This is a genomic window from Variovorax sp. Sphag1AA (assembly GCF_014192575.1).
Taxonomy (GTDB): Bacteria; Pseudomonadota; Gammaproteobacteria; order Burkholderiales; family Burkholderiaceae_C; genus Variovorax.
On record NZ_JACHYC010000002.1, the window covers coordinates 878,614 to 899,694 of the forward strand.

General features: G+C 65.0%; 17 protein-coding genes. 8 read left to right on the top strand and 9 right to left on the bottom strand.

Translation table 11 applies throughout. The annotated features are described in order from the left end of the window. Window positions 1–7: 7 nt before the first annotated feature. Together nirD and nirB are read right to left on the bottom strand one after the other, a co-directional pair. Window positions 8–388: a nitrite reductase small subunit NirD gene (nirD, locus tag FHW64_RS10740; protein WP_184525815.1), complete on the bottom strand. Its 381-nt coding sequence runs from the start codon at window positions 386–388 to the stop codon at window positions 8–10. 11 nt (window positions 389–399) lie between these two features. Then, a complete protein-coding gene (gene nirB / locus FHW64_RS10745; RefSeq protein ID WP_184525817.1) occupies window positions 400–2,868 on the bottom strand; it encodes a nitrite reductase large subunit NirB in 2,469 nt (822 codons plus the stop codon). A 62-nt stretch (window positions 2,869–2,930) separates the two neighbouring features. Between nirB and FHW64_RS10750 the strand changes: the two genes are divergently transcribed. Next, window positions 2,931–4,640 (top strand): bifunctional protein-serine/threonine kinase/phosphatase, encoded by a 1,710-nt coding sequence (locus FHW64_RS10750; protein WP_184525819.1) that lies wholly within the window; start codon window positions 2,931–2,933, stop codon window positions 4,638–4,640. A 29-nt stretch (window positions 4,641–4,669) separates the two neighbouring features. Here the strand turns inward: FHW64_RS10750 and FHW64_RS10755 are convergent, their stop codons facing one another. Next, on the bottom strand, window positions 4,670–5,941 hold the full coding sequence (locus FHW64_RS10755) for a nitrate/nitrite transporter (protein WP_184525821.1): 1,272 nt from the start codon (window positions 5,939–5,941) through the stop codon (window positions 4,670–4,672). Between the two features lie 225 nt (window positions 5,942–6,166). Here FHW64_RS10755 and FHW64_RS10760 point away from each other — a divergent pair, with 225 nt between their 5' ends. Then, window positions 6,167–7,453 carry a type IV pili methyl-accepting chemotaxis transducer N-terminal domain-containing protein gene (locus FHW64_RS10760; protein ID WP_184525823.1) on the top strand — a complete coding sequence of 429 codons (1,287 nt, stop codon included), beginning with the start codon at window positions 6,167–6,169 and terminating at the stop codon, window positions 7,451–7,453. Window positions 7,454–7,468: 15 nt separating this feature from the next. Here FHW64_RS10760 and FHW64_RS10765 read toward each other — a convergent pair whose 3' ends face one another. From FHW64_RS10765 to FHW64_RS10780, 4 genes are all read right to left on the bottom strand, one after another. After that, window positions 7,469–8,278, bottom strand: coding sequence for an ABC transporter ATP-binding protein (locus FHW64_RS10765; protein ID WP_184525825.1), 810 nt, complete (start codon window positions 8,276–8,278; stop codon window positions 7,469–7,471). Then, entirely contained in the window at window positions 8,275–9,189 is a 915-nt protein-coding gene (gene ntrB, locus FHW64_RS10770; protein WP_184525827.1) for a nitrate ABC transporter permease, read from the bottom strand. The genes FHW64_RS10765 and ntrB overlap by 4 nt, the downstream gene beginning before the upstream one ends. A 10-nt stretch (window positions 9,190–9,199) precedes the next feature. After that, window positions 9,200–10,444, bottom strand: a complete 1,245-nt coding sequence (locus tag FHW64_RS10775; RefSeq protein ID WP_184525829.1) for a CmpA/NrtA family ABC transporter substrate-binding protein — start codon at window positions 10,442–10,444, stop codon at window positions 9,200–9,202. Between the two features lie 327 nt (window positions 10,445–10,771). Then, on the bottom strand, window positions 10,772–12,037 hold the full coding sequence (locus FHW64_RS10780) for a nitrate regulatory protein (RefSeq protein ID WP_184525831.1): 1,266 nt from the start codon (window positions 12,035–12,037) through the stop codon (window positions 10,772–10,774). A 76-nt stretch (window positions 12,038–12,113) separates the two neighbouring features. Between FHW64_RS10780 and tsaD the strand changes: the two genes are divergently transcribed. Then, complete coding sequence (tsaD, locus tag FHW64_RS10785; protein WP_184525833.1) at window positions 12,114–13,166, top strand: tRNA (adenosine(37)-N6)-threonylcarbamoyltransferase complex transferase subunit TsaD; 1,053 nt, start codon at window positions 12,114–12,116, stop codon at window positions 13,164–13,166. Here the strand turns inward: tsaD and FHW64_RS10790 are convergent. Together FHW64_RS10790 and FHW64_RS10795 are read right to left on the bottom strand one after the other, a co-directional pair. Continuing rightward, window positions 13,111–13,854 carry an alpha/beta fold hydrolase gene (locus FHW64_RS10790; protein WP_184525835.1) on the bottom strand — a complete coding sequence of 248 codons (744 nt, stop codon included), beginning with the start codon at window positions 13,852–13,854 and terminating at the stop codon, window positions 13,111–13,113. The genes tsaD and FHW64_RS10790 overlap by 56 nt on opposite strands. A gap of 234 nt (window positions 13,855–14,088) precedes the next feature. Next, window positions 14,089–14,460: an Hsp20/alpha crystallin family protein gene (locus FHW64_RS10795; RefSeq protein ID WP_184525837.1), complete on the bottom strand. Its 372-nt coding sequence runs from the start codon at window positions 14,458–14,460 to the stop codon at window positions 14,089–14,091. A gap of 122 nt (window positions 14,461–14,582) precedes the next feature. On the opposite strand from FHW64_RS10795, the gene FHW64_RS10800 reads away from it, so the two are divergent. The 5 genes from FHW64_RS10800 (at window position 14,583) to FHW64_RS10820 (ending at window position 21,081) form a co-directional block, all read left to right on the top strand. Continuing rightward, window positions 14,583–15,863: a branched-chain amino acid ABC transporter substrate-binding protein gene (locus tag FHW64_RS10800; RefSeq protein WP_184526328.1), complete on the top strand. Its 1,281-nt coding sequence runs from the start codon at window positions 14,583–14,585 to the stop codon at window positions 15,861–15,863. Continuing rightward, entirely contained in the window at window positions 15,860–17,041 is a 1,182-nt protein-coding gene (locus FHW64_RS10805) for a pyridoxal phosphate-dependent aminotransferase (RefSeq protein WP_260303772.1), read from the top strand. Before FHW64_RS10800 ends, FHW64_RS10805 begins: the two co-directional genes overlap by 4 nt. Before the next feature lie 195 nt (window positions 17,042–17,236). After that, a complete protein-coding gene (gene rpsO, locus FHW64_RS10810; protein ID WP_088956237.1) occupies window positions 17,237–17,503 on the top strand; it encodes a 30S ribosomal protein S15 in 267 nt (88 codons plus the stop codon). A 221-nt stretch (window positions 17,504–17,724) separates the two neighbouring features. Next, window positions 17,725–19,995 (top strand): polyribonucleotide nucleotidyltransferase, encoded by a 2,271-nt coding sequence (gene pnp, locus FHW64_RS10815; protein ID WP_184525841.1) that lies wholly within the window; start codon window positions 17,725–17,727, stop codon window positions 19,993–19,995. Window positions 19,996–20,082: 87 nt separating this feature from the next. Continuing rightward, window positions 20,083–21,081 (top strand): NAD(P)H-quinone oxidoreductase, encoded by a 999-nt coding sequence (locus tag FHW64_RS10820; protein ID WP_184525843.1) that lies wholly within the window; start codon window positions 20,083–20,085, stop codon window positions 21,079–21,081.

Consider the following 21,081-nt stretch of genomic DNA (forward strand, 5'->3'; position numbering starts at 1 on the left):
GCGGCCCTCAGACTTCGATGACGCGCTTGGGGCCCGCGACGGGCTTCGGCAGATCGATCGCGTGCGATTCGAGTTCCTGCGCATCGAGGTGCACCACGCCGTCGCTCACCTTGACCGCGAAGCGCGGCGTGCAGCCTTCGTCGGGCGCTTTCGCGCAGCCGTCGTCGAGGCCGATCGACCAGTTGTGCAGCGGGCAAGCCACGCTGGTGCCGAAGACGATGCCCTGGCTCAGCGGACCGCCCTTGTGCGGGCAGCGGTCGAGCAGTGCGAAGACTTCGTCGCTCGAATTGCGGAACACCGCGACATCGACACCCGTCGGCCGGTTCACGCGCCGCGCACCGAGCACCGGGATTTCATCGACGCGGCAGATCACTTTCCATTCACTCATTGCTGTTCCTTTCAGGCGGGCTGTGCGGCGACATCCTTGACCGGATGGATCACGGCCACGGGCTTGAACTGCCGCACGTCGACCGAGGCCTCCGCCGACGAGAACCACGGATCGGGCTCGCCGTCGAGCGCGAACTGGAGCCGCTCCCAGAGTGCCTTGCGGCCTTCCGCGTCTTCGAGGATCTTCTTCTTCACGTAGTCGAGGCCGACGCGGCCGATGTAGTGCACCGTGCGCTCCAGGTACCAGCCTTCTTCGCGGTAGAGCTGCAGGAAGGCGCCGGAGAACTCCATGACTTCCTCGGCCGTCTTCACCTTGACCAGGAACTGCGCGACCTCGGTCTTGATGCCGCCGTTGCCGCCGACATAGATTTCCCAGCCCGAATCGACGCCGATCACGCCCACGTCCTTGATGCCGGCCTCGGCGCAATTGCGCGGGCAGCCCGAGACCGCGAGCTTGACCTTGTGCGGCGAGTACATCGCCCACAGAGCGCGCTCCAGGTCCTTGCCCATCTGCGTCGAATCCTGCGTGCCGAAGCGGCACCACTCGCTGCCCACGCAGGTCTTCACCGTGCGCAGCGACTTGGCATAGGCAAAGCCCGAGGGCATGCCGATGTCGCGCCAGACGTTTTCCAGGTCTTCTTTCTTCACGCCGAGCAGGTCGATGCGCTGGCCGCCGGTGACCTTGACGGTCGGGATGTTGTATTTGTCCGCGGCGTCGGCAATGCGACGCAGCTCGTCGGGCGTGGTGTGGCCACCCCACATGCGCGGGATCACCGAATAGGTGCCGTCCTTCTGGATGTTCGCGTGGCTGCGCTCGTTGATGAAGCGGCTCTGCGGATCGTCCTTTGCTTCCTTGGGCCAGGTCGAGATCAGGTAGTAGTTGATCGCGGGCCGGCAGCTCGAGCAGCCGTTGGGCGTGCGCCAGCCGAGGTTGCGGTAGACCGCGTCATGCGTGAGGTAGTGCTCCTTGCGGATCGCATCACGCACGTCCTGGTGGCTGACGTCGGTGCAGCCGCAGAGGGCCTTCTTCTTCGGTGCGGCCGAGTAGTCGCCACCGGCGGTGAACATCAGGATCTGCTCGACCAATCCGGTGCACGAGCCGCAGGATGCGCTGGCCTTGGTGTGCTTCTTCACCTCTTCGAGCGTGAAGAGGCCCTTCTCCTTGATCGCCTTGCAGATGGTGCCCTTGTTCACGCCGTTGCAGCCGCAGACCTCCGCTTCGTCGGGCATCGATGCGGCCTTGTTGTGGCCTTCATGCCCGGTGTCGCCGATGTTCGATTCGCCGAACATCAGCTTGTCGCGGATGTCGTGCACGCTGCGGCCGTCGCGGAGCAGCTTGAAGTACCAGCTACCGTCCACCGTGTCGCCGTAGAGGCAGGCGCCGACCAGCTTGTCGTCCTTGATCACGAGCTTCTTGTAGACGCCACCGAAGGGGTCGCTCATCACGATCTCCTCGGTGCCTTCGCCGCCCATGAACTCGCCGGCCGAGAACAGGTCGATGCCGGTGACCTTGAGCTTGGTCGAAGTCAGCGAGCCCTGGTAGCGGCCGATGCCGAAGTGGGCCAGGTGATTGGCCGCGACCTTGGCCTGCTCGAACAGCGGCGCGACCAGTCCGTAGGCGATGCCCCGATGCGCCGCGCATTCGCCGACCGAGTAGATGCGTGGGTCGGTCACGGTCTGCATCGTGTCGGTGACCACGATGCCGCGGTTGACGTGCAGATGGATCTTCTCAGCCAGCTCGGTGTTGGGTCGGATGCCGACCGCCATCACCACGAGATCGGCCGCGACTTCCGTGCCGTCCTTGAAGCGGATCGCCTTCACGCGACCATCGTCGCCGCCGACCAGCTCCTGCGTCTGCGCACCAATCAGGAAGCTGAGGCCGCGGTCCTCGAGTGACTTCTGCAGCATCTTGCCCGCGACGTCGTCGAGCTGGCGCTCCATCAGCCAGGGCATCACATGCACCACAGTGACGTTCATGCCGCGCAGCATCAGCCCGTTGGCCGCTTCGAGGCCCAGCAGGCCGCCGCCGATGACCACCGCGTTCTTGTGGGTGCGCGCGGTCTCGATCATGTAGTCGGTGTCGGCAATGTCGCGATAGGCGATCACGCCCTTCAGGTCCTTGCCCGGCACAGGCAGCATGAACGGGTTGGAACCGGTGCACATCAGCAGCCGGTCGTAGGTGGCTTCGGTGCCGTCTTCCGCACGCACGATGCGCCGGACGCGGTCCACTTCGACCACCTTCTTGCCGGCGTGCAGGGTGATGTTGTTCTCGGCGTACCACTCCCAGCTGTTGAGGACGATCTCGTCGAGCGTCTGTTCGCCCGCGAGCACCGGCGACAGCAGGATGCGGTTGTAGTTGGGATGGGGCTCCGCGCCGAACACGGTGATGTCGTAGAGCTCCGGCTCGATCTTGAGCAGCTCTTCGAGCGTGCGCACGCCGGCCATGCCGTTGCCGATCATCACGAGTTTCATCTTCTTCATGGGGCTCAACCTTTCCTGAATCAAGCAATCGGATACCCACGGCGCGCATGGAGAATCGCGCCATGAGTTTCGAGGTGGACATCGGCTACAGCAGCCAGCGCGGACCCCGCGAAGTCAATGAAGACTTCGCGGGTGCGGTGCATGCGCCGAAGGGCGAAGAGGCACGCGGGCTGATCGCCGCCATTGCGGACGGCGTGTCGACCGGCGGGCGCGGGCTGGAAGCCGCGCAGACCACGGTGATGGGCCTGCTGGGCGACTACTTCGCGACGCCCGACACCTGGGAGCCCACCGCCGCGCTGGACCGGCTGATCGGCGCACAGAACGCGTGGCTGGCCGACCACAACCGCCGCGGCCATGGCGGCGGCGCCGCGCTCACCACGCTCACCGCTCTGGTGCTGCACGGCCAGAGCTACACGCTGGCCCACGTCGGCGATACACGCGCGTGGCGCGTGCGACAGGACGGTGAACCCGCCGCCCCGCTGACGCAGGACCATGCCTTCGACCATCCCGATCTGCGAAGCCGCCTGACGCGCGCGATCGGCCTCGACGACCAGGTGCGCGTCGACTACGTGCAGGGCGATGTGCGTGTGGGCGACTGCTTCGTGCTGAGTTCCGACGGCGTCCACGGCGTGCTCAAGCCCCAGCATCTCGCCGCGCTGGCGCTGCAGGGCCGGGCGGCCGAGGCGAGCGATGCACTGGTGCGCGCGGCGCTGGCGGCGGGCACCCGCGACAACGCGACTGCCCTGGTGATCCGCGTCACGGGGCTGGACGCGCGCCAGCTCGACGATGAACTCGGCGACGTTCGCCGGCTCGCGCCGCCACCCGTCCTGAAGGTGGGCGAGACCCTCGATGGCTATGTCGTCACCGCCGTGGTGGCCGACACCGGCGTTCATCTGCTCTACCAGGCGCGTGACCAAGTGACGCGAAGGCTGGTTGCTCTCAAGACCCTGCACCCCAATCGAGCCAGCGACCCGCAGGAGCGCGCCATGCTCGCTCACGAAGCGTGGCTCGGCCTGCGCGTCAGCACGAGGGACGACAGCGGCTTTGTGCGCGTGCACGAGCGCGCACCCGATGCAAGCGCGCTCTACACCGTCTTCGACTGGCATGGCGGCCGCACGCTGGAGCAGATGCGGAAGACCCAGCCGCGCGGCGCGGTTGCCGAGGTCGCTGCTGCGGCGATCGAAATCGTCCGCGCGCTGGGCCGTCTGCACCGTCATGGTGTGGTGCATCGCGACATCAAGCCCGGCAACCTGCACCTCGGTGATGACGGCCGCTGGCGCATCCTCGACCTGGGCGTGGCGCTTTCCGGGCGCGAAGGCGAGGCACAGCGGGAATTGCATGCCGGCACGCCGAGCTACATCAACCCCGAGCAGTGGGAAGGGCAGGGCGCCGATGCGGGCAGCGATCTCTTCGCGATCGGTGTGACGCTGTACCAGTGGCTCGCCGGGCGCCTGCCCTACGGCGAGATCGAGCCCTACCAGGGTGCGCGCTATCGTCGCGATCCGGTCGCGCTGTCGCGCATTCGTCCCGATGTGCCGATCTGGCTCGACCATCTGGTGTGCAAGGCCGTCGCCCGCGATCCGCGGCAGCGTTTCGAGACGGCCGAGGAGATGCTGCTCGCGCTGGAGCGCGGCGCCGCGAGACCCGTCAGTGCGCCGAGCGCCACGCCGTTGATCCACCGCGATCCGGCGGCGCTCTACAAGATCGCGCTCGCCATCTCGGTCGTGCTCAACGCGCTCCTTGCCTTCTGGCTGCTCTTCCTGCCCCGGTGAGCCTGCGCGGGTCATGACGTTCGTGGCATTCATGCGCTGCGTGCCTTGGGAGTGCGCTTGGGCGCGTGAGACGGTGCGGCCGCATGCGCCGACGTGCGCGCGCGTCCGCCTTTCTCGGCCCAGGTGCGCGTCCAGCGGATCTGCATGACGCGCATCACGCCGAGCATCACCAGCGAGAGCACGGCGAAGAAGACGAAGCCCCAGGTGTAGCTGCCGAGGTACTGCTTCGACAGGCCCATCGCATTCGGCACCAGGCCGCCGCCGAGTGCACCGATCTCGCCGATCATCGAACCGGCGACCGCGGTGGTCGCGGGCCAGCGCAGCGGCACGAGCTGGAACAGTGCGCCGTTGCCCGCGCCGAGTGCGGCGAAGCAGACGATCAGCAGCAGCGTGGTGATCGCAAGCGAACCCGACGAGAAGCCGACCAGCACCAGCGCGACCGCCACCACCAGCAGCACCAGCGTCAGCGTGTTGACGCCGCCCCAGCGGTCCGAGATCCAGCCGCCGATCACGCGCACTGCCGCACCCATGAAGGCGGCGAGCATCGTGAGCTGCCCCGCCTGCACCTTGCTGACGCCGAACTGGTCGTAGTAGTACGACGGCAGGAAGGTCGTGAGCCCGATGAAGCCGCCGAAGGTCACGCCATAGATCAGGCTGAACACCCAGCCGTCCTTCTCGAACAGGCAGGCGATGTGTTCGCGGAAGCTCGAATGGCTGTCGATGTCCGGCGGCTCCTTGGCGAAGACGATCATCACGATCATCGGCACCAGGATCGCGACCGCGGCGATGCCGTAGACGCTCTGCCAGCCCAGCCATTGCGCGAGCGGCGGCGCGACCAGCACCGACACCGCGGTACCCACGTTGCCCGCGCCGACGAGCCCCATCGCGAGGCCCTTGTGCTGCGGCGGAAACCAGCCCGAACCCAGCGACAGCGCCACGCCGAAGCTCGCGCCTGCGATGCCCAGCAGCACGCCCATCGCGAGCAGGTCGTTGAAGGTGTGCACCATGAAGAAGCCGAACAGCATTGCCACCGCGATCAGGCCCATCTCGACCAGCGTGGCTTTCTTGCGGCCGATGTATTGCGCGAGCACGCCGAGCGGAAAGCGCATCAGGGCGCCGGCAATGATCGGCACCGACAGCATCAATCCCTTCTGCGCCGGCGAGAGGTTGAAGGTTTCGCCGATGAAGGGCGCCATCGCGCCGTTGAGCACCCAGATGCAGCACGAGAAAGCGAAGTACAGGAAGGCCGCGAACAACGTCGGGCCGTGGCCTGCGCGCAAGAAGGACTTGAAGCTGGACATGGGCTTTCAATGCGAAACGCCGCGGCGCGGCCGTTGGCGGGCCGTGTCGTGAGGCGGGGTGGGGGTGGTGTGCCGGCAGCGGACGCTGGCGGCGTGAGGGGTGTCGGGCGTGGAGGATTCCGCCACTTCACCAAAGCGGTGCTTCGTTACACCGCACCCACGTTCACGCAAGAGGCATGCCAATGTGCGCGGACGGGCGTGACCTATGCTTCCGTCCGAACCGCGATGAATGCAGTGAATTCCCTTCTCTTCGTCTATTCCTCCGACGCCGCCCCGGTGCCCGATGCACTGCGAAATGCAGTGGGCGGTGGCGTTGATTTTTCGGAGGCTGCGCGAGCCACGCCCCGCACGATGCTGTCGCAGGCTGTCGCGCTCGGCGCGCACGAGATCGTGGCGTTGATGCCGGAAGGCGTGCAGGACCTTGTCGATGCGCTGTCGGAGGCTCGCGGTGTGCTGCCGTGCCCACTCAGCCTGGTTTCCGAGCCGCTGGAGCGTGATTGCCACGAGAAGCTGGCCGCGCTCGGCGTCAATGCATGGATGGCGATCGAATCGCTGGATGCACAGTCGCTCGATGCACTGCGCGGACGTGCGCGCGCACGATGGGCGCGCGAATCCGCGTTGCGCACCGAACTGGACGCGCTGCGCACCCGCTTCGACGAACGCAAGTGGATCGATCGCGCGAAGGGCTTGCTGATGGCCGCGCGTGGCATTGGCGAGGACGAGGCATTCGGCCTGCTGCGCGGCGCCGCGATGCACGCGAACCTGCGGCTCGGCGAAGTGTCGCGCTCGGTGGTCGAGGCCTCGCGATGGGCGGATGCGATCAACCGTGCCGGGCAGCTGCGCATGCTGTCGCAGCGCCTGGTGCGCTTGTCGGCGCAGGCGCTGGCTGGCATCGATGCGAAGCGCGCGCGCGTGCTTCGTACCCAATCGACCGAGCGTGTGCAGGACAACTTCGTTCATCTCGCCGCCCTCGAACTCGACGAGACAGGCGCCCGTGCGCTGGCGCAGGCGCTCGCGTCCTGGAACGCGCTCGAAATGGTGCTCGGCATGCGGATCTCGCCCCAGGTGCTCGCAGACATCGATGCGCACGCTGATGTCTTGCTGCTCGCTGCCGAAGCGCTCACCGGCGTACTGGAAGCGTCCGGTGCACGGCGCGCGCTGCGCATCGTCAACATCTGCGGCCGCCAGCGCATGCGCGCACAGCGGCTCGCGAAGGATGCGCTGCTGGCTTCGACGCTCTCGTCCAGTGCCTCGCGCGAGCGCCTTGCACCGACCATGAGCGAGTTCGAATCAGCGCTGCTCGAACTGGAACAGGCGCCGCTCAGCTCGCCCGACATCCGCACGGCGCTGGCTTCCGCGCGCGACGAGTGGCTGCGGCTGGTGCGCGGCGTGCGCGAGATCGACACGGCCGAAGGGCGCGCCGCGCTCGTGCGCTCCAGCGATGCGCTGGTCGAGACCTTCGACCAGCTCACCGCGTCGTACGAGCACAGTCTGCAGGTCCTCATGTCCTGACTCCACGGGTTCAGGTCACGCGGCGACCTTCTCCACGTGCGCCTGGCGCGTGTACAGGAAGTCGATCACCGCCTTGCGCGCATGCACGTAGACGGGGTCTTCGGCCAGTTCCACACGGTTGCGGGGACGCGGAAGGTCGACGGCGAGCACTTCGCCGATGGTCGCGGCGGGCCCATTGGTGAGCATCACGATGCGATCGGACAGCAGCACCGCCTCGTCCACGTCGTGCGTGACCATCACCACGGTGCTGTGCGTCTTCTGCACGATCGCGAGCAGCTCGTCCTGCAGCTTGGCGCGCGTGAGCGCATCGAGTGCGCCGAAGGGCTCGTCCATCAGAAGCACCTTTGGTTCCATCGAAAGCGCGCGTGCGATGCCGACGCGCTGCTTCATGCCGCCGGAGATTTCGCCGGGGCGCTTCTGCGCGGCGGCCGTGAGGCCGACCAATGCAAGCGCCGCATCGGTGCGCGCCTTCAGTTGCGCCTTTCCTTCGTTCGACGCAAAAACGCGCTCCACGGCGAGATAGACGTTCTCGTAGCAGGTGAGCCACGGAAGCAGCGAGTGGTTCTGGAACACCACCGCGCGCTCCGGTCCCGGGCCCTTGATCTCGCGATTGGCGCACAGCAGCGCGCCTTGCGTGGGCGTGGTGAGCCCGGCGATCAGGTTCAGCAGTGTCGACTTGCCGCAGCCAGAGTGTCCGATCAGCGTGATGAACTCGCCCTTGGCCACCTGCAGGTTGATGTCGCGCAGCGCGAGGAAGCTGCCTTTCGGCGTCTTGAAGCGCTGCTCGACGCCGTGGATGTCGATGTACTTTCGGTCGTCGTTCATGACTTCACCTCTTCGAACGTGAATGCGGTGGCGACCTTGATCAGCGCGAACTCGAGCACGAGCCCGACGATGCCGATGACGAAGATCGCGATGATGATGTTGGCGACGTTGAGGTTGTTCCACTCGTCCCACACCCAGAAGCCGATGCCGACGCCGCCGGTCAGCATCTCGGCCGCGACGATGACGAGCCATGCCGTGCCGACCGCGAGGCGGACGCCGGTAAGCATGTAGGGCAGCACGGCGGGGAAGAGGATCTTCGTGAAGATCTTCCATTCGCTCAGGTTGAGCACGCGGGCGACGTTCATGTAGTCGCTCGGCACGCGCTGCACGCCCACGGCGGTGTTGATGATCATCGGCCAGATCGAGCAGATGAAGATGGTCCAGATTGCGGCGGGGTTCGCGCCCTTGAAGACCAGCAGGCCGATCGGCAGCCACGCCAGCGGCGAGACCGGGCGCAGCAGGCTGATGAGCGGGTTGAACATGCGCGAGAGGAACTCGAAGCGCCCAATCGCAAAGCCGGCCGGAATGCCGACCGCTGCCGCCAGCCCGAAGCCCAGTGCCACGCGGCGCAGCGACGACAGCACGTTCCATCCGACGCCCTGGTCATTCGGCCCCTTGCTGTAGAACGGATCGCTGAAGACCTGCACAGCCTGCTGCCAGGTGGCGAGTGGCGTGGGGAAGCCGGTGGTGCTCTTCATCGCGACCAGTTCCCAGACGAGAACCAGCAGTGCGATGCCGAGCACCGGCGGAAGCACACGCAGCCACAGTCCGCTGAAGTCACGTGGCGTGCGCTGCACGACTTTCGCAACAACAGGCGCCGGTTCCTGCGCAGGCTTTGGCGCCGCGAGGGGCGCGCTCTTCGACGCCGGGGGCATCGCTTCGATGGGGGAGTGAAAGACGGCACTGACCATGACGTGCTCCTCAGGCGTGGACCTTGAACGAATCGGCGTACTGCTTCGGGTTCTTGCCGTCCCACACCACGCCGTCGATCAGCTTGCTGGTGCGCATCGTGTCCTTCGGTACAGCGGTCTTCGTGGCCGCGGCTGCCTGCTTGTAGATGTCGATCTGGTTGATCTGCGTGGCCACCTGCAGGTAGTCCGGATGGTCTTTCAGCAGGCCCCAGCGCTTGTGCTGCGTGAGGAACCACATGCCGTCCGACAGATACGGGAAGTTCACCGCGCCGTCGCTGTAGAACTTCATGTAGTTGGGGTCGTCCCAGCTCTTGCCGAGGCCGTTGGTGTAACGGCCGAGGATGCGCTGGTTGATCGCATCGACGCTGGTGTTGACGTAGCTCTTGTCCGCGATGGTCTCGGCCATCTTGTTCTTGTTCTGCAGGCCGGTGTCGATCCACTTGCCCGCTTCGAGGATCGCGGCAGTGACCGCGCGTGCGGTGTTGGGGTACTTCTTCACGAAGTCGCCGGTGGTGCCGAGCACCTTCTCTGGGTGGTCCTTCCAGATGTCCTGCGTCGTCACGGCGGTGATGCCGATGCCGTCCATGATTGCGCGCTGGCCCCAGGGCTCGCCGACGCAGTAGCCATCCATGTTGCCGACGCGCATGTTCGCGACCATCTGCGGCGGCGGCACGGTGATGACCTTGGCATCCTTCAGCGGGTTGATGCCGTTCGCCGCCATCCAGTAGTAGAGCCACATCGCGTGCGTGCCCGTGGGAAAGGTCTGCGCGAAGGTGTATTCGTCCTTGTGAGCGGCCATCACCTTGGCGAGTGACGGGCCATCCACCGCGCCCTTGTCAGCGAGCTTCTTCGACAGCGTGATCGCCTGCCCGTTGTTGTTGAGCGTCATCAGCACCGCCATGTCTTTCTTGGGGCCGCCGATGCCGAGGTGCACGCCGTAGACCAGCCCGTAGAGCACATGCGCGAAGTCCAGCTCGCCGTTGACCAGCTTGTCCCGCACGCCGGCCCAGCTCGCTTCCTTGCTGGGGACGATCTTCACGCCGTACTTCTTGTCGATGCCGAGCACCGAAGCCATCACGACGCTCGCGCAATCGGTCAGGGGAATGAAGCCGATCTTCACTTCCTCTTTCTCGGGCTTGTCCGAACCCTGCGCCCAGACGGCGGCGCGCAGGGCGGGGTTCAGCCCCAGCGCGCCAACGGCAGTGGCCTGCAGCACACGGCGGCGACTGAGTTTGTGGGTGAGCGAATCGGTCATGGGGCGAGCTCCAGTCAGCAAAGTCAAAACGCAAAAACAAAAAGGCGTCCACACCGCGCAGGGGCTGCTCGAGAACGAGCCCTTGCGGGTGGGGACGCCTTTGTCCGGTGGGTGGGCCGCATCCGCCGTTGGATGCCGCCTGCCTGAGACCTCTTCGGTCTATGCCGGAGATGTTTGCAAGCGGCATGCCAGCCGCGCGCTCGCGATCGATGCTATGAAAAAGGTAGCTTTAAAGCCTTGCTGGCATTGGGATTCCGGCGCTGTGGACTTGCAGGGCGGTGTCTCGTTCGACCGTTGTGCGCTGCACCAATCCGGATCGCCGGCGTCTCAGGGAGCCGCATTCCGGGGCAGAAGCTCCGCCATGGCGAGCACCGATTCGGCGACCTCGGTGAGCCGCCGGCCCTGGTTCATCGCCGTCTGGCGCAGCATCTTGTGCGCCTCCTGTTCACTGATCCGGCGATGCGCCATCAGCAAGCCCTTGGCGCGCTCAATGACCTTGCGCTCGTTCAGCGCGCTGCGGACTGTTTCGAGCTCATCGCTCATCGCCTGCAGCCGGTGCGACTGCTCCTGGACCATGTCGAGGATCGAGCGTTCAAGCTGACGGCCATACGGAGCGGCATCGCTGGCTGGTTCCGGAAGACCATGGGAATCGAAGAACGCCGCGCCAGGCGGGTCGGACTCATCCGGCAGCTTCGGCAGCAGCGCCTCGTGCACGGCGAGTTCATCGTGCACTTCCGCGGTCTTCTGCTGGCAGACGCTGCGCAGGTGGTCGGCGAGTAACTCCTCGACCGCCTGCATGGCATCGATGCGCTGTGTGCAGCAGTCGAACCACACCGGGCTCAGCTCGGGGTCAAGCGCCACGCCGGCTGGCGCCGCGCAGGCGATTCGGCGAAGGCGCTCCAGTTCGGCGATCTGCCCGGAGGGCTGATTCGCGCGCCACGCCTCGGCGAGGGTTTCGTTCGAAAAGCTCACGAAGACCTTGAAGCAGCGCTCCTGCGAATCGATCAGGTGCAGCCATTGCTGCTGCCGCGCGGCGTCGTTTCGGCCCGAGGCGAAGGCGGCGGCACCACAGGCGCGCTCCTGCCCCGCGAACTCCTTGCCCTGCATGAAGTTGAAGAGAGCCACTAGCACGCGGGAGACCTCGGGGTCGGTCGCGCCATCTGCTGCTTCGAACACCACCGCCAGCAGCCCCGCGATGAGCTTGACGAAGGCAGCCGTCGATTCGGCCGCATCGATCTGCAATGCCTCGATGCGGCGCCGCAATTCGGGCAGCGCACCGAGGCCGGGCAGAACCCACGCAATGCGGCTGAACAGGCGGGCGCCGTTCCCGATGCGGTTCTGTGCGGCCAGCTGCTCGAAGCTCTGGCGCACCGCGGCTTCCATCCGTTGGCTTGCCGCGATCTGCTCGCGATGCTGTTCGGCAAAGCGATGGCCGTTAGAGGCCAGCAGCACGTTGGAAATGCCGCGCTCGCGCTGAAGCGCGTGCACCAGCCGGCCGATCGTGCCCACCAGCTCGCTCGTGCGGGCCAGTTGCTCCAGCCCTTCGATCTCGCAGTGCAAGGCGGCAATCAGAAAACCGAGGCCTGATTTCATCGGGTGTGCAGGTTCATCTGGAGGGGCTTGCAGCAACAACCGTGCCCCGGAATGGGCCGCCACCTACACTCGCGGGATGTTTGTATTGGGAATCGAGTCCTCTTGCGACGAAACCGGCGTGGCGTTGGTGGAAGCCGGCGCAAGCGGCCTACCGCGCCTTGCGTCGCATGCGCTGCACAGCCAGATCGCGATGCACCAGGCTTATGGCGGCGTCGTGCCTGAATTGGCGAGCCGCGACCACATCCGCCGTGTGTTGCCGCTGGCTGAGTCGGTCTTTGCACAGGCGGGGCAGCGGCTTTCCGACGTTGACGTCGTGGCCTACACGCGTGGGCCGGGGCTCGCGGGTGCGCTGCTCGTGGGGGCCGGCGTTGCCTGTGCACTAGGCGCGGCGCTGGGCAAACCGGTGCTGGGCGTGCATCACCTCGAAGGGCACCTTCTGTCGCCGTTCCTGAGCGCAGATCCGCCGGAGTTTCCGTTCGTCGCGCTGCTGGTCTCGGGCGGGCACACCCAGCTCATGCGGGTCGACGGCGTTGGCAAGTACGAGCTGCTCGGCGAAACCATCGACGACGCGGCCGGCGAAGCCTTCGACAAGAGCGCCAAGCTGATGGGGCTGCCTTATCCGGGTGGTCCGTGGCTGGCGAAGCTGGCGGAATCGGGAGACGCCGCCGCTTTCAAGCTGCCGAGGCCGCTGCTGCACAGCGGCGATCTGGATTTCTCGTTCGCCGGCCTCAAGACGGCCGTTCTGACGCAGGCAAAGAAGCTTGGAGATGAGCTGGAGTCACGCAAGTCCGATCTGGCGGCCTCGACCCAGGCGGCAATCGTCGAGGTGCTGCTGAAGAAATCCCTCGGGGCCATCGAGCAGACCGGGTTGACCCGGCTGGTGGTTGCCGGAGGCGTCGGCGCGAACCGGTCGCTGCGCGATCAGCTGAACGCCGCCTGCGCCAAGCGGGGCGTTCGGGTGCACTACCCGGAACTTCACCTGTGCACCGACAACGGCGCCATGATCGCCATGGCCGCCGCGATGCGCCTGCAGGCCGGCATCCAGCAGCCGACCGAGCGCTATGCGTTCGATGTCAAGCCGCGATGGCCATTGGCATCGCTGAACGCAGCAGAGCCGGAGCCGGCCTGACGGGCTTCCGGGCCGTCTTCTTCGGCAGCGGCAGCACGTCGAGCATCTGACGCCAGAGCTGCGACCACTGCGGCCAATCGTGGCCGCCTTCGGTGGTGAAGACATGGCCGTCGGGGAGGGCGTCCGCCAGCAATTGATGGTTGGCTGCGAAGCGGTCGCTCAGGCCGTAGCCCAGATAGAGAGGGGGGAGGCTTTCGGCCCGTTCCGGCAACGTGTATTGCTGCAGCCACGGCCAGAGCTTGCGATCGACTTCCTGGTCTGGCGGCGGGCCTTCCGGCACCTTCCAGGTGCGCAGACCGCCGGCCTTCTGGATCTCGGCGGCGACCGGACGACGGCCGAGGTAAGGGGCGAGCGTCACGATGCCGTCGATGGTGCCCGGCTTGGCCAGTTCATGAATCAGCGCGCCGAAGCCGCCGATGGAGATCCCGACGAGCCATACCTTCTTGTAGCCTGCGGCACGCTGTGGCTGGATGACGTCTTCGTGTAACCGTTCGACGAAGGTCTGGTCGTAGAAATACGACACGTCTGCATCGACGAGCAGGGCATCGGCGGCAAAGCCCTGCTCATGTACCGCACCAATGAACCCCTCGCGTTCGAACTCTTCAGGCTTCAGAAATGCCCCGGGAAGAAACACCAGGAGGGTCTCGGAACGGGCATTGGCGTCTGCAAGCTTCAAATGCGTTTTCATGAGTGCTTGTTCGAGTACCCCTCAGCACGCCGGCTGCCCTAGCAGTCCGCCGCTCCCTCGGGTACGGGTTGGTACGAAAGCTTTGAAAAATACGTCACAGAACGTGACGTATTTGGCACGGATTGTGAGTTAGAAATAAGAAAGGGCCGGCAACTAAAAGTTACCGGCCCGTGCTTTGGGGGCTTTTTACAACTGCTTCGGCGTCGAATTAACCGGAGATGCCGCCGCTGCGAATCAGTTGATGGCGAGTTGCGCGACGTTGCTGACAGGTACGCGCTTGCCCAGTTTCAGGGTCAGGACCCCGTTCTCGAGCTTGGCTTCGCTGGTGGTGGCGTCGATTTCGAGCGGCAGCTCGTACGCGGCCTTGATCTGGCGCTTGGCTTCTGCCTTGCTCTCGATGCGGACCACGGCGCCTTCGATGCCGATGGTCAGGTCGTCGCGCGACAGGCCCGGCACGTCGAGCGACAAGGTCCAGGTCTTATCGTCCTGCTCGACGTTGACCGAACGCTGCGCGCCGGTGAAGGCCTCGTTGAAGAAGCGCTCCACACTGCGGTCGAACGAGCGCGGAGCGAAACGGGCGGTGCGAATGGCGGGTGCAAAAAACATGTGAGAACTCCTGGGCATGACGATGAGGACAAGAATGTGTGTCCCGTACACTGCGCGGCGTTTCAACAAGACAAGTGCCGCATGCCTCCCCATCTAGGCATTGCGCAATGCGTTTCAAGAGAATGGCTTCCAGCTTTATTTGGCGTCGAAGGGCCTTGAAATTCGCGGCTCTGGCGCTATGCGCGGGCGCGATCGCGCCGCTCCAGGCGCAGGATGCGAAGCCGATCCGGCTTGCGCTGATCGAGAGCATGAGCGGCCCCTTCGCCAACACCGGCGAGGCCGTCTTCCGCAATCTGCTGTGGGCCGTCGAACGGGTCAATGCACGCGGCGGCGTGAAGCTGCCGGGCGGTGCGCGCTTCCTGCAACTCGATCGCTACGACAGCAAGGGGCAGAACGAGGAAGCGCTCTCTGCGCTGCGCGCCGCGATGGATGACGGCGCGCGCATCGTGCTGCAGGGTAACTCGTCGGCGACAGCGGCGGCACTGATCGATGCAATCGACAAGAACAACGAACGCGATCCGGCAAGGCGCGTGCTGTTCCTCAACTACTCGGCCGTCGATCCGATCCTGACCAACGAGCGTTGCAGCTTCTGGCACTTCCGTTTCGATGCGCATGCCGATATGCGCGTCGCGGCGCTCATGGAAATGATGAAGGACGACAAGGCGCTCAAGCGCGTCTACCTCATCGGGCAGGACTACAGCTTCGGCCAGTCGGTACTGCGCGAATCGAAGCGGCAGTTGGCCGAACAGCGTCCGGATGTGCAGATCGTCGGCGAGGAGCTTCATCCGATGGGTCGCGTGAAGGACTTCGCGCCCTATGCAAGCAAGATCCTCGCAAGTGGCGCGCAGGCCGTGATCACCGGCAATTGGGGCAACGACCTCACGCTGCTCGTGAAGGCGGCGCGCGAAGCAGGATTCAACGGCAGCTTCTATACCTTCTACGGCAATGCGCTCGGCGCGCCGGCGGCCATTGGCGACGCCGGCATCGGCCGCGTGATTGCTGTCGCCGATTGGCTGCCCAATGTGCAGACGCCGCAGTCGGAGGCCTTCTACCAGTCGTTCCGTGCACGCTTTCCGAAGCCTTCGGACGACTATGTGCACATGCGCATGCAGTTGCTGATCGAGGCATTGGCGCAGGCGATCGAGAAAGCGGGCAGCGTCGACACCGTGGCCGTTGCGCGTGCGCTCGAAAGCGCGGACGTCACGCTTGCCGGCCAGCGGGGCCGCATGCGCGCCGAGGATCACCAGTTCCAGCAGACACTGGTCGTCGGCGTCATGGACAAGCAAGGCTCGCCCGGCGTCAAGTTCGATGTCGAAGGATCGGGCTACGGCTTCCGCGTGGTGAAGGTCATTCCTGCCGAGCGCGCGCAAATGCCAACGAGCTGCAAGATGCAGCGTCCCTGAAGTCGAAGAGAAAGAGATACATGCGCGAAGCCATCCACAACCTGGAAGCCTCCAAGATCCGCGAAGTCGCCAATGCCGGGCTCGGCCGGTCCGATGTGCTCGCGTTCTGGTTCGGGGAAAGCGACGAAGTCACGCCGGACGTGATTCGCCAAGCCGCCATCGAGTCGCTGCAACGCGGCGAAACCTTCTATGCCCACAACCTGGGCCTGCCCGAACTGCGCGAAGCGGTCGCGGCCTACATGAGCGGCCTGCATCCGAAGATCGATGTCTCGCGCATCGCGATCACCTCGGGAGGCGTGAGCGCACTCATGCTCGCGGTGCAGGCGCTGGTAGATGCGGGCGACGAAGTCGTCGCCGTTACGCCGGTCTGGCCGAACCTGACCGCGCAGCCGGCGATCCTCGGCGCCAATGTGCGGTGCGTGTCGCTGGTGCCGCGTGATGGCCAATGGACGCTCGATATCGACGCCTTGCGGACCGCGGTTACCTCGAAGACGAAGCTGCTGATCGTCAACGCGCCCAACAACCCGACCGGCTGGACGCTCACTGGCGACGAGCAGCGGGCCATCCTCGACCATTGCCGCAAGACGGGGACGTGGATCCTTGCCGACGAGGTCTACGAGCGGCTCTACTACGAGGCTTCTCCCAATCGCTGCGCGCCCAGCTTCCTCGACGTGGCGACGCCCGACGATCGGTTGGTGGTCGCTCACAGCTTCTCCAAGAGCTTCCTGATGACCGGCTGGCGGCTCGGCTGGCTGGTGCTTCCGCCCTCGCTGATGGAAGGCATGGGCAAGCTCATCGAGTTCAACACGTCGTGCGCGAGTGTCTTCACCCAGCGCGCGGGCATTGCGGCGCTGGCTCACACCGAGGACATCACGCCCCGGATCGTCGCGCACCTGAAGTCGTGCCGGGACACCCTGGTCCCGCTGCTGGCCGAAATCCCCGGCATACAGGTCGCACCTTCGCGCGGCGGGATGTATGCCTTCTTCAAGCTCGACGGCTTCGATGACTCGCTGGTCGTCGCCAAGCGTCTGGTCGCCGAAGCCGGCCTCGGCTTGGCCCCCGGCAACGCCTTCGCCCCCGAAGCCCAAGGCTGGCTTCGCTGGTGCTTTGCCTCCAAGGACAAGCAGCGCCTGATAGAAGGCGTCAATCGCCTGAAACGCTGGCTGGCGGCGCAATAAAGGCCCCAGGTACACCGTGGAACCGGCTCCGCCGGGCCACAGGTGTTGCCCCCGGTAGGGGGTTGGCGAAGCGACACGAAGTGCGCGCAGCCTGGGGGCGAGCTATAATCCCAAGGCTTTGCACCCGCAAGGCACACGATGCGTGCAGTTCCATCGCGCATCGCAAGTCAAACATCCCGGAACAGGAAACATCAAATGATCGCAGCCTCCATCAAGGCCGAAGTTGTCAAGGACAACGCTCGCTCCGCCAACGACACCGGCAGCCCCGAAGTGCAAGTTGCACTGCTGACCGCCCGCATCAACGAACTCACCCCGCACTTCAAGACGCACGCCAAGGATCACCATGGCCGTCGCGGTCTGCTGCGCCTCGTGAGCCGCCGCCGCAAGCTGTTGGACTACCTCAAGTCCAAGGACGCTGACCGCTACACCGCGCTGATCGCCAAGCTGGGTCTGCGCAAGTAAACCGATTCGCAATGAGAGAACGCCTGGGTTAGTCCGCTAGCTCAGGCGTTTTTTACTTCGCGAATCGATTCTGGAGTGCCGAACAGAGCGAAGCTGTGTCATTCCAACGAAGTTCGGTCGTTGAGCTTCTTTGGAATGGCATCGTGTTCTGACAAGCGCTCCGCCACCGTCCAGCCCCTGAAAGCAGGGGGCTGGGCCGTCAACAAAAACAGGAGCTAAACATGAGCCTCTTCAACAAAGTCACCAAGACCTTCCAGTGGGGCGGCAAGACCGTCGTCATGGAAACCGGCGAAATCGCGCGCCAGGCCACCGGTGCCGTGCTCGTCGACATCGAAGGCACCGTCGTGCTCGCGACCGTGGTCGCGTCCAAGTCGGCCAAGCCCGGTCAGGACTTCTTCCCGCTCACTGTCGACTACATCGAGAAGACCTACGCCGCCGGCAAAATCCCTGGCAGCTTCTTCAAGCGCGAAGCCAAGCCCAGCGAACTCGAAACGCTGACCTCGCGCCTGATCGATCGCCCGATCCGTCCGCTCTTCCCCGAAGGCTTCCTGAACGAAGTGCATGTGGTCATCCACACGCTCTCGTTGAATCCTGAAGTCGATGCCGACATCGCCGCGATGATCGCGACCAGCGCCGCGCTTGCTGTTTCCGGCATCCCGTTCAGCGGCCCGATCGGTGCTGCGCGTGTTGGCTACATCAACGGCCAATACGTGCTGAACCCGGGTCAGACCGAGCGCAAAGATTCGCAGATGGATCTCGTTGTCGCCGGTACCGAGTCTGCCGTGCTGATGGTCGAGTCCGAAGCGCTGCAGCTGAGCGAAGAAATCATGCTCGGGGGCGTGGTGTTCGGCCATGAGCAATCCAACATCGCGATCAACGCGATCCACGAGTTGGTTCGTGACGCTGGCAAGCCGGTCTGGGACTGGCAGGCGCCCGCTCAGGACGAAGCGTTCATCTCCAAGATCAAGGGCCTGGCCGAAGAGAAGCTGCGCGCCGTGTATCAGATTCGCAGCAAGCAAGCGCGTACGCAAGCTCTGCGTGAAGCGAACGCGAGCGTGATCGAAGCGCTCAAGGCTGGCGAAGAGCCGTTCGACGCTGCCAAGGTCAGCGACCTGCTGTTCTCGATCGAATCGCAGATCGTGCGCAGCCAGATCCTGGCCGGTGAGCCGCGTATCGACGGCCGCGACACGCGCACGGTTCGCCCGATCGAGATCCGCAACAGCGTGCTGCCGCGCACCCACGGCTCGGCGCTGTTCACCCGCGGCGAAACGCAGGCGCTGGTCGTGACCACGCTGGGCACCGAGCGCGATGCACAGCGCATCGACGCGCTGGCTGGCGAATACGAAGACCGCTTCCTGTTCCACTACAACATGCCTCCCTTCGCGACCGGCGAAGTCGGCCGCATGGGCTCGACCAAGCGCCGCGAAGTCGGCCACGGCCGTCTCGCCAAGCGTGCTCTCGTTGCTTGCCTGCCGAGCAAGGAAGAGTTCCCGTACACGATCCGCGTCGTCTCGGAAATCACCGAGTCGAACGGTTCTTCGTCGATGGCCTCGGTCTGCGGCGGCTGCCTCTCGATGATGGACGCCGGCGTGCCGATGAAGGCGCATGTGGCGGGCATCGCGATGGGCCTGATCAAGGAAGGCAACCGCTTCGCCGTGCTGACCGACATCCTGGGTGACGAGGACCACCTCGGCGACATGGACTTCAAGGTTGCAGGCACGACGAACGGCATCACCGCGTTGCAGATGGACATCAAGATCCAGGGCATCACCAAGGAAATCATGCAGGTCGCCTTGGCACAAGCCAAGGAAGCGCGCATGCACATCCTCGGCAAGATGCAGGAAGCGATGGGCGAAGCCAAGGCCGAGGTGTCGAGCTTCGCGCCGCGTCTGTTCACGATGAAGATCAACCCCGAAAAGATCCGCGACGTGATCGGCAAGGGCGGCTCGGTGATCCGCGCACTGACGGAAGAAACCGGCACGCAGATCAACATCGACGAAGACGGCACCATCACGATTGCTTCGACGGATCCGGCGAAGGCCGAAGAAGCCAAGAAGCGTATCGAGCAGATCACGGCGGAAGTCGAGATCGGCAAGGTGTACGAAGGTCCGGTCACCAAGATTCTGGACTTCGGCGCGCTGGTCAACCTGCTGCCCGGCAAGGATGGCTTGCTGCACATCAGCCAGATCGCGCACGAGCGCGTCGAGAAGGTGACCGACTATCTGAGCGAAGGCCAGATCGTGAAGGTCAAGGTGCTCGAGACCGACGACAAGGGTCGCGTGAAGCTGTCGATGAAGGCCCTGACCGAGCGTCCGGCCGGCATGGAAGGCAACGATCGCCCGCCGCGCGAAGAGCGCGGTGAGCGCCGTGAGCGTCCGCCGCGTGGCGAGCGCGCCCCGCGTGCTGAGAATGTCGAGCGTGCGGAGCCCGCCGAGCAAGTGGCTGAGCAACTGCCGTTGCAAGAGTCGAACCGGGGCGATCAGCAGCCCTGATGAGGCGCGACGGCGGCAACGCCGTCGTCCTTCCGGATATTGCAAATCTGCCAAGTGGCGCGCATTTCAGATCCAGTCGGAAAGTCCATGAAAGCCATTGAGATCTCTTCGTACGGTGCACCGGAGGTGCTGCGCCTGGTGGAGCGCCCTGCGCCCGTCGCGGGGCAGGGCGAATTGCTGATTCGCGTGTCCGCGAGCGGCGTGAATCGTCCCGACGTGCTCCAGCGCATGGGGCACTACCCAGTTCCGCCGGGTGCTTCGGACCTGCCCGGCCTCGAGGTTGCTGGCGAAATCGTCGCCGGTGACGACAAGGCGCTCGCCGCGGCTGGTTTCAAGATCGGGGATCACGTTTGTGCGCTGATCGCCGGTGGTGGCTACGCGGAACTCTGTGTTGCGCCGGTCGCGCAATGCCTGCCGGTGCCCAAGGGCTGGAGCGATGTCGAGGCCGCGACGCTGCCCGAAACATTCTTCACGGTGTGGAGCAATGTGTTCGAGCGCGGCCGTCTGCAGAAGGGCGAGACTCTGTTGATCCAGGGTGGCTCCAGCGGGATTGGCGTGACGGCGATTCAGCTCGGCAAGGCGCTCGGCGCCACGGTGATCGTGACCGCCGGCAGCGACGAAAAGTGCAATGCCTGCTTGAAGCTCGGTGCCGATCACGCGATCAACTACAAGACCGCCGACTTCGTCGAGGAGGCCAAGCGCCTCACCGGCGGGAAGGGGGTGGATGTGGTGCTCGATATGGTGGCCGGCGCCTACGTGGCCCGGGAGGTTGAATGCCTGGCTGAAGACGGCCGCCTTGTGATCATCGCGGTGCAGGGCGGGGTCAAGAGTGAATTCAATGCGGGCCTGGTTCTGCGCCGACGCCTCACGATCACCGGATCGACCTTGCGTCCTCGCTCAATCGAGTTCAAGGGAGCCATCGCGAAGGCGCTTCGCGAGAAGGTCTGGCCCTTGCTTGAAAGCGGCGCTGTCAAACCGGTGATCCACAGCAGATTTGCTGCAGGGGGCGAACCTGGCGGAGCTGCTCAGGCGCACGTCCTGATGGAGTCGAACCAACACATTGGCAAGATCGTGCTGACGTGGTGA

What these genes read in the sequence shown, in the direction of transcription:
- nirD (WP_184525815.1), bottom strand. Translation starts at nt 388, where the DNA reads ATGAGTGAATGGAAAGTGATCTGCCGCGTCGATGAAATCCCGGTGCTC.
- nirB (WP_184525817.1), bottom strand. Translation starts at nt 2,868, where the DNA reads ATGAAGAAGATGAAACTCGTGATGATCGGCAACGGCATGGCCGGCGTG.
- FHW64_RS10750 (WP_184525819.1), top strand. Translation starts at nt 2,931, where the DNA reads ATGAGTTTCGAGGTGGACATCGGCTACAGCAGCCAGCGCGGACCCCGC.
- FHW64_RS10755 (WP_184525821.1), bottom strand. Translation starts at nt 5,941, where the DNA reads ATGTCCAGCTTCAAGTCCTTCTTGCGCGCAGGCCACGGCCCGACGTTG.
- FHW64_RS10760 (WP_184525823.1), top strand. Translation starts at nt 6,167, where the DNA reads ATGAATGCAGTGAATTCCCTTCTCTTCGTCTATTCCTCCGACGCCGCC.
- FHW64_RS10765 (WP_184525825.1), bottom strand. Translation starts at nt 8,278, where the DNA reads ATGAACGACGACCGAAAGTACATCGACATCCACGGCGTCGAGCAGCGC.
- ntrB (WP_184525827.1), bottom strand. Translation starts at nt 9,189, where the DNA reads ATGGTCAGTGCCGTCTTTCACTCCCCCATCGAAGCGATGCCCCCGGCG.
- FHW64_RS10775 (WP_184525829.1), bottom strand. Translation starts at nt 10,444, where the DNA reads ATGACCGATTCGCTCACCCACAAACTCAGTCGCCGCCGTGTGCTGCAG.
- FHW64_RS10780 (WP_184525831.1), bottom strand. Translation starts at nt 12,037, where the DNA reads ATGAAATCAGGCCTCGGTTTTCTGATTGCCGCCTTGCACTGCGAGATC.
- tsaD (WP_184525833.1), top strand. Translation starts at nt 12,114, where the DNA reads ATGTTTGTATTGGGAATCGAGTCCTCTTGCGACGAAACCGGCGTGGCG.
- FHW64_RS10790 (WP_184525835.1), bottom strand. Translation starts at nt 13,854, where the DNA reads ATGAAAACGCATTTGAAGCTTGCAGACGCCAATGCCCGTTCCGAGACC.
- FHW64_RS10795 (WP_184525837.1), bottom strand. Translation starts at nt 14,460, where the DNA reads ATGTTTTTTGCACCCGCCATTCGCACCGCCCGTTTCGCTCCGCGCTCG.
- FHW64_RS10800 (WP_184526328.1), top strand. Translation starts at nt 14,583, where the DNA reads ATGGCTTCCAGCTTTATTTGGCGTCGAAGGGCCTTGAAATTCGCGGCT.
- rpsO (WP_088956237.1), top strand. Translation starts at nt 17,237, where the DNA reads ATGATCGCAGCCTCCATCAAGGCCGAAGTTGTCAAGGACAACGCTCGC.
- pnp (WP_184525841.1), top strand. Translation starts at nt 17,725, where the DNA reads ATGAGCCTCTTCAACAAAGTCACCAAGACCTTCCAGTGGGGCGGCAAG.
- FHW64_RS10820 (WP_184525843.1), top strand. Translation starts at nt 20,083, where the DNA reads ATGAAAGCCATTGAGATCTCTTCGTACGGTGCACCGGAGGTGCTGCGC.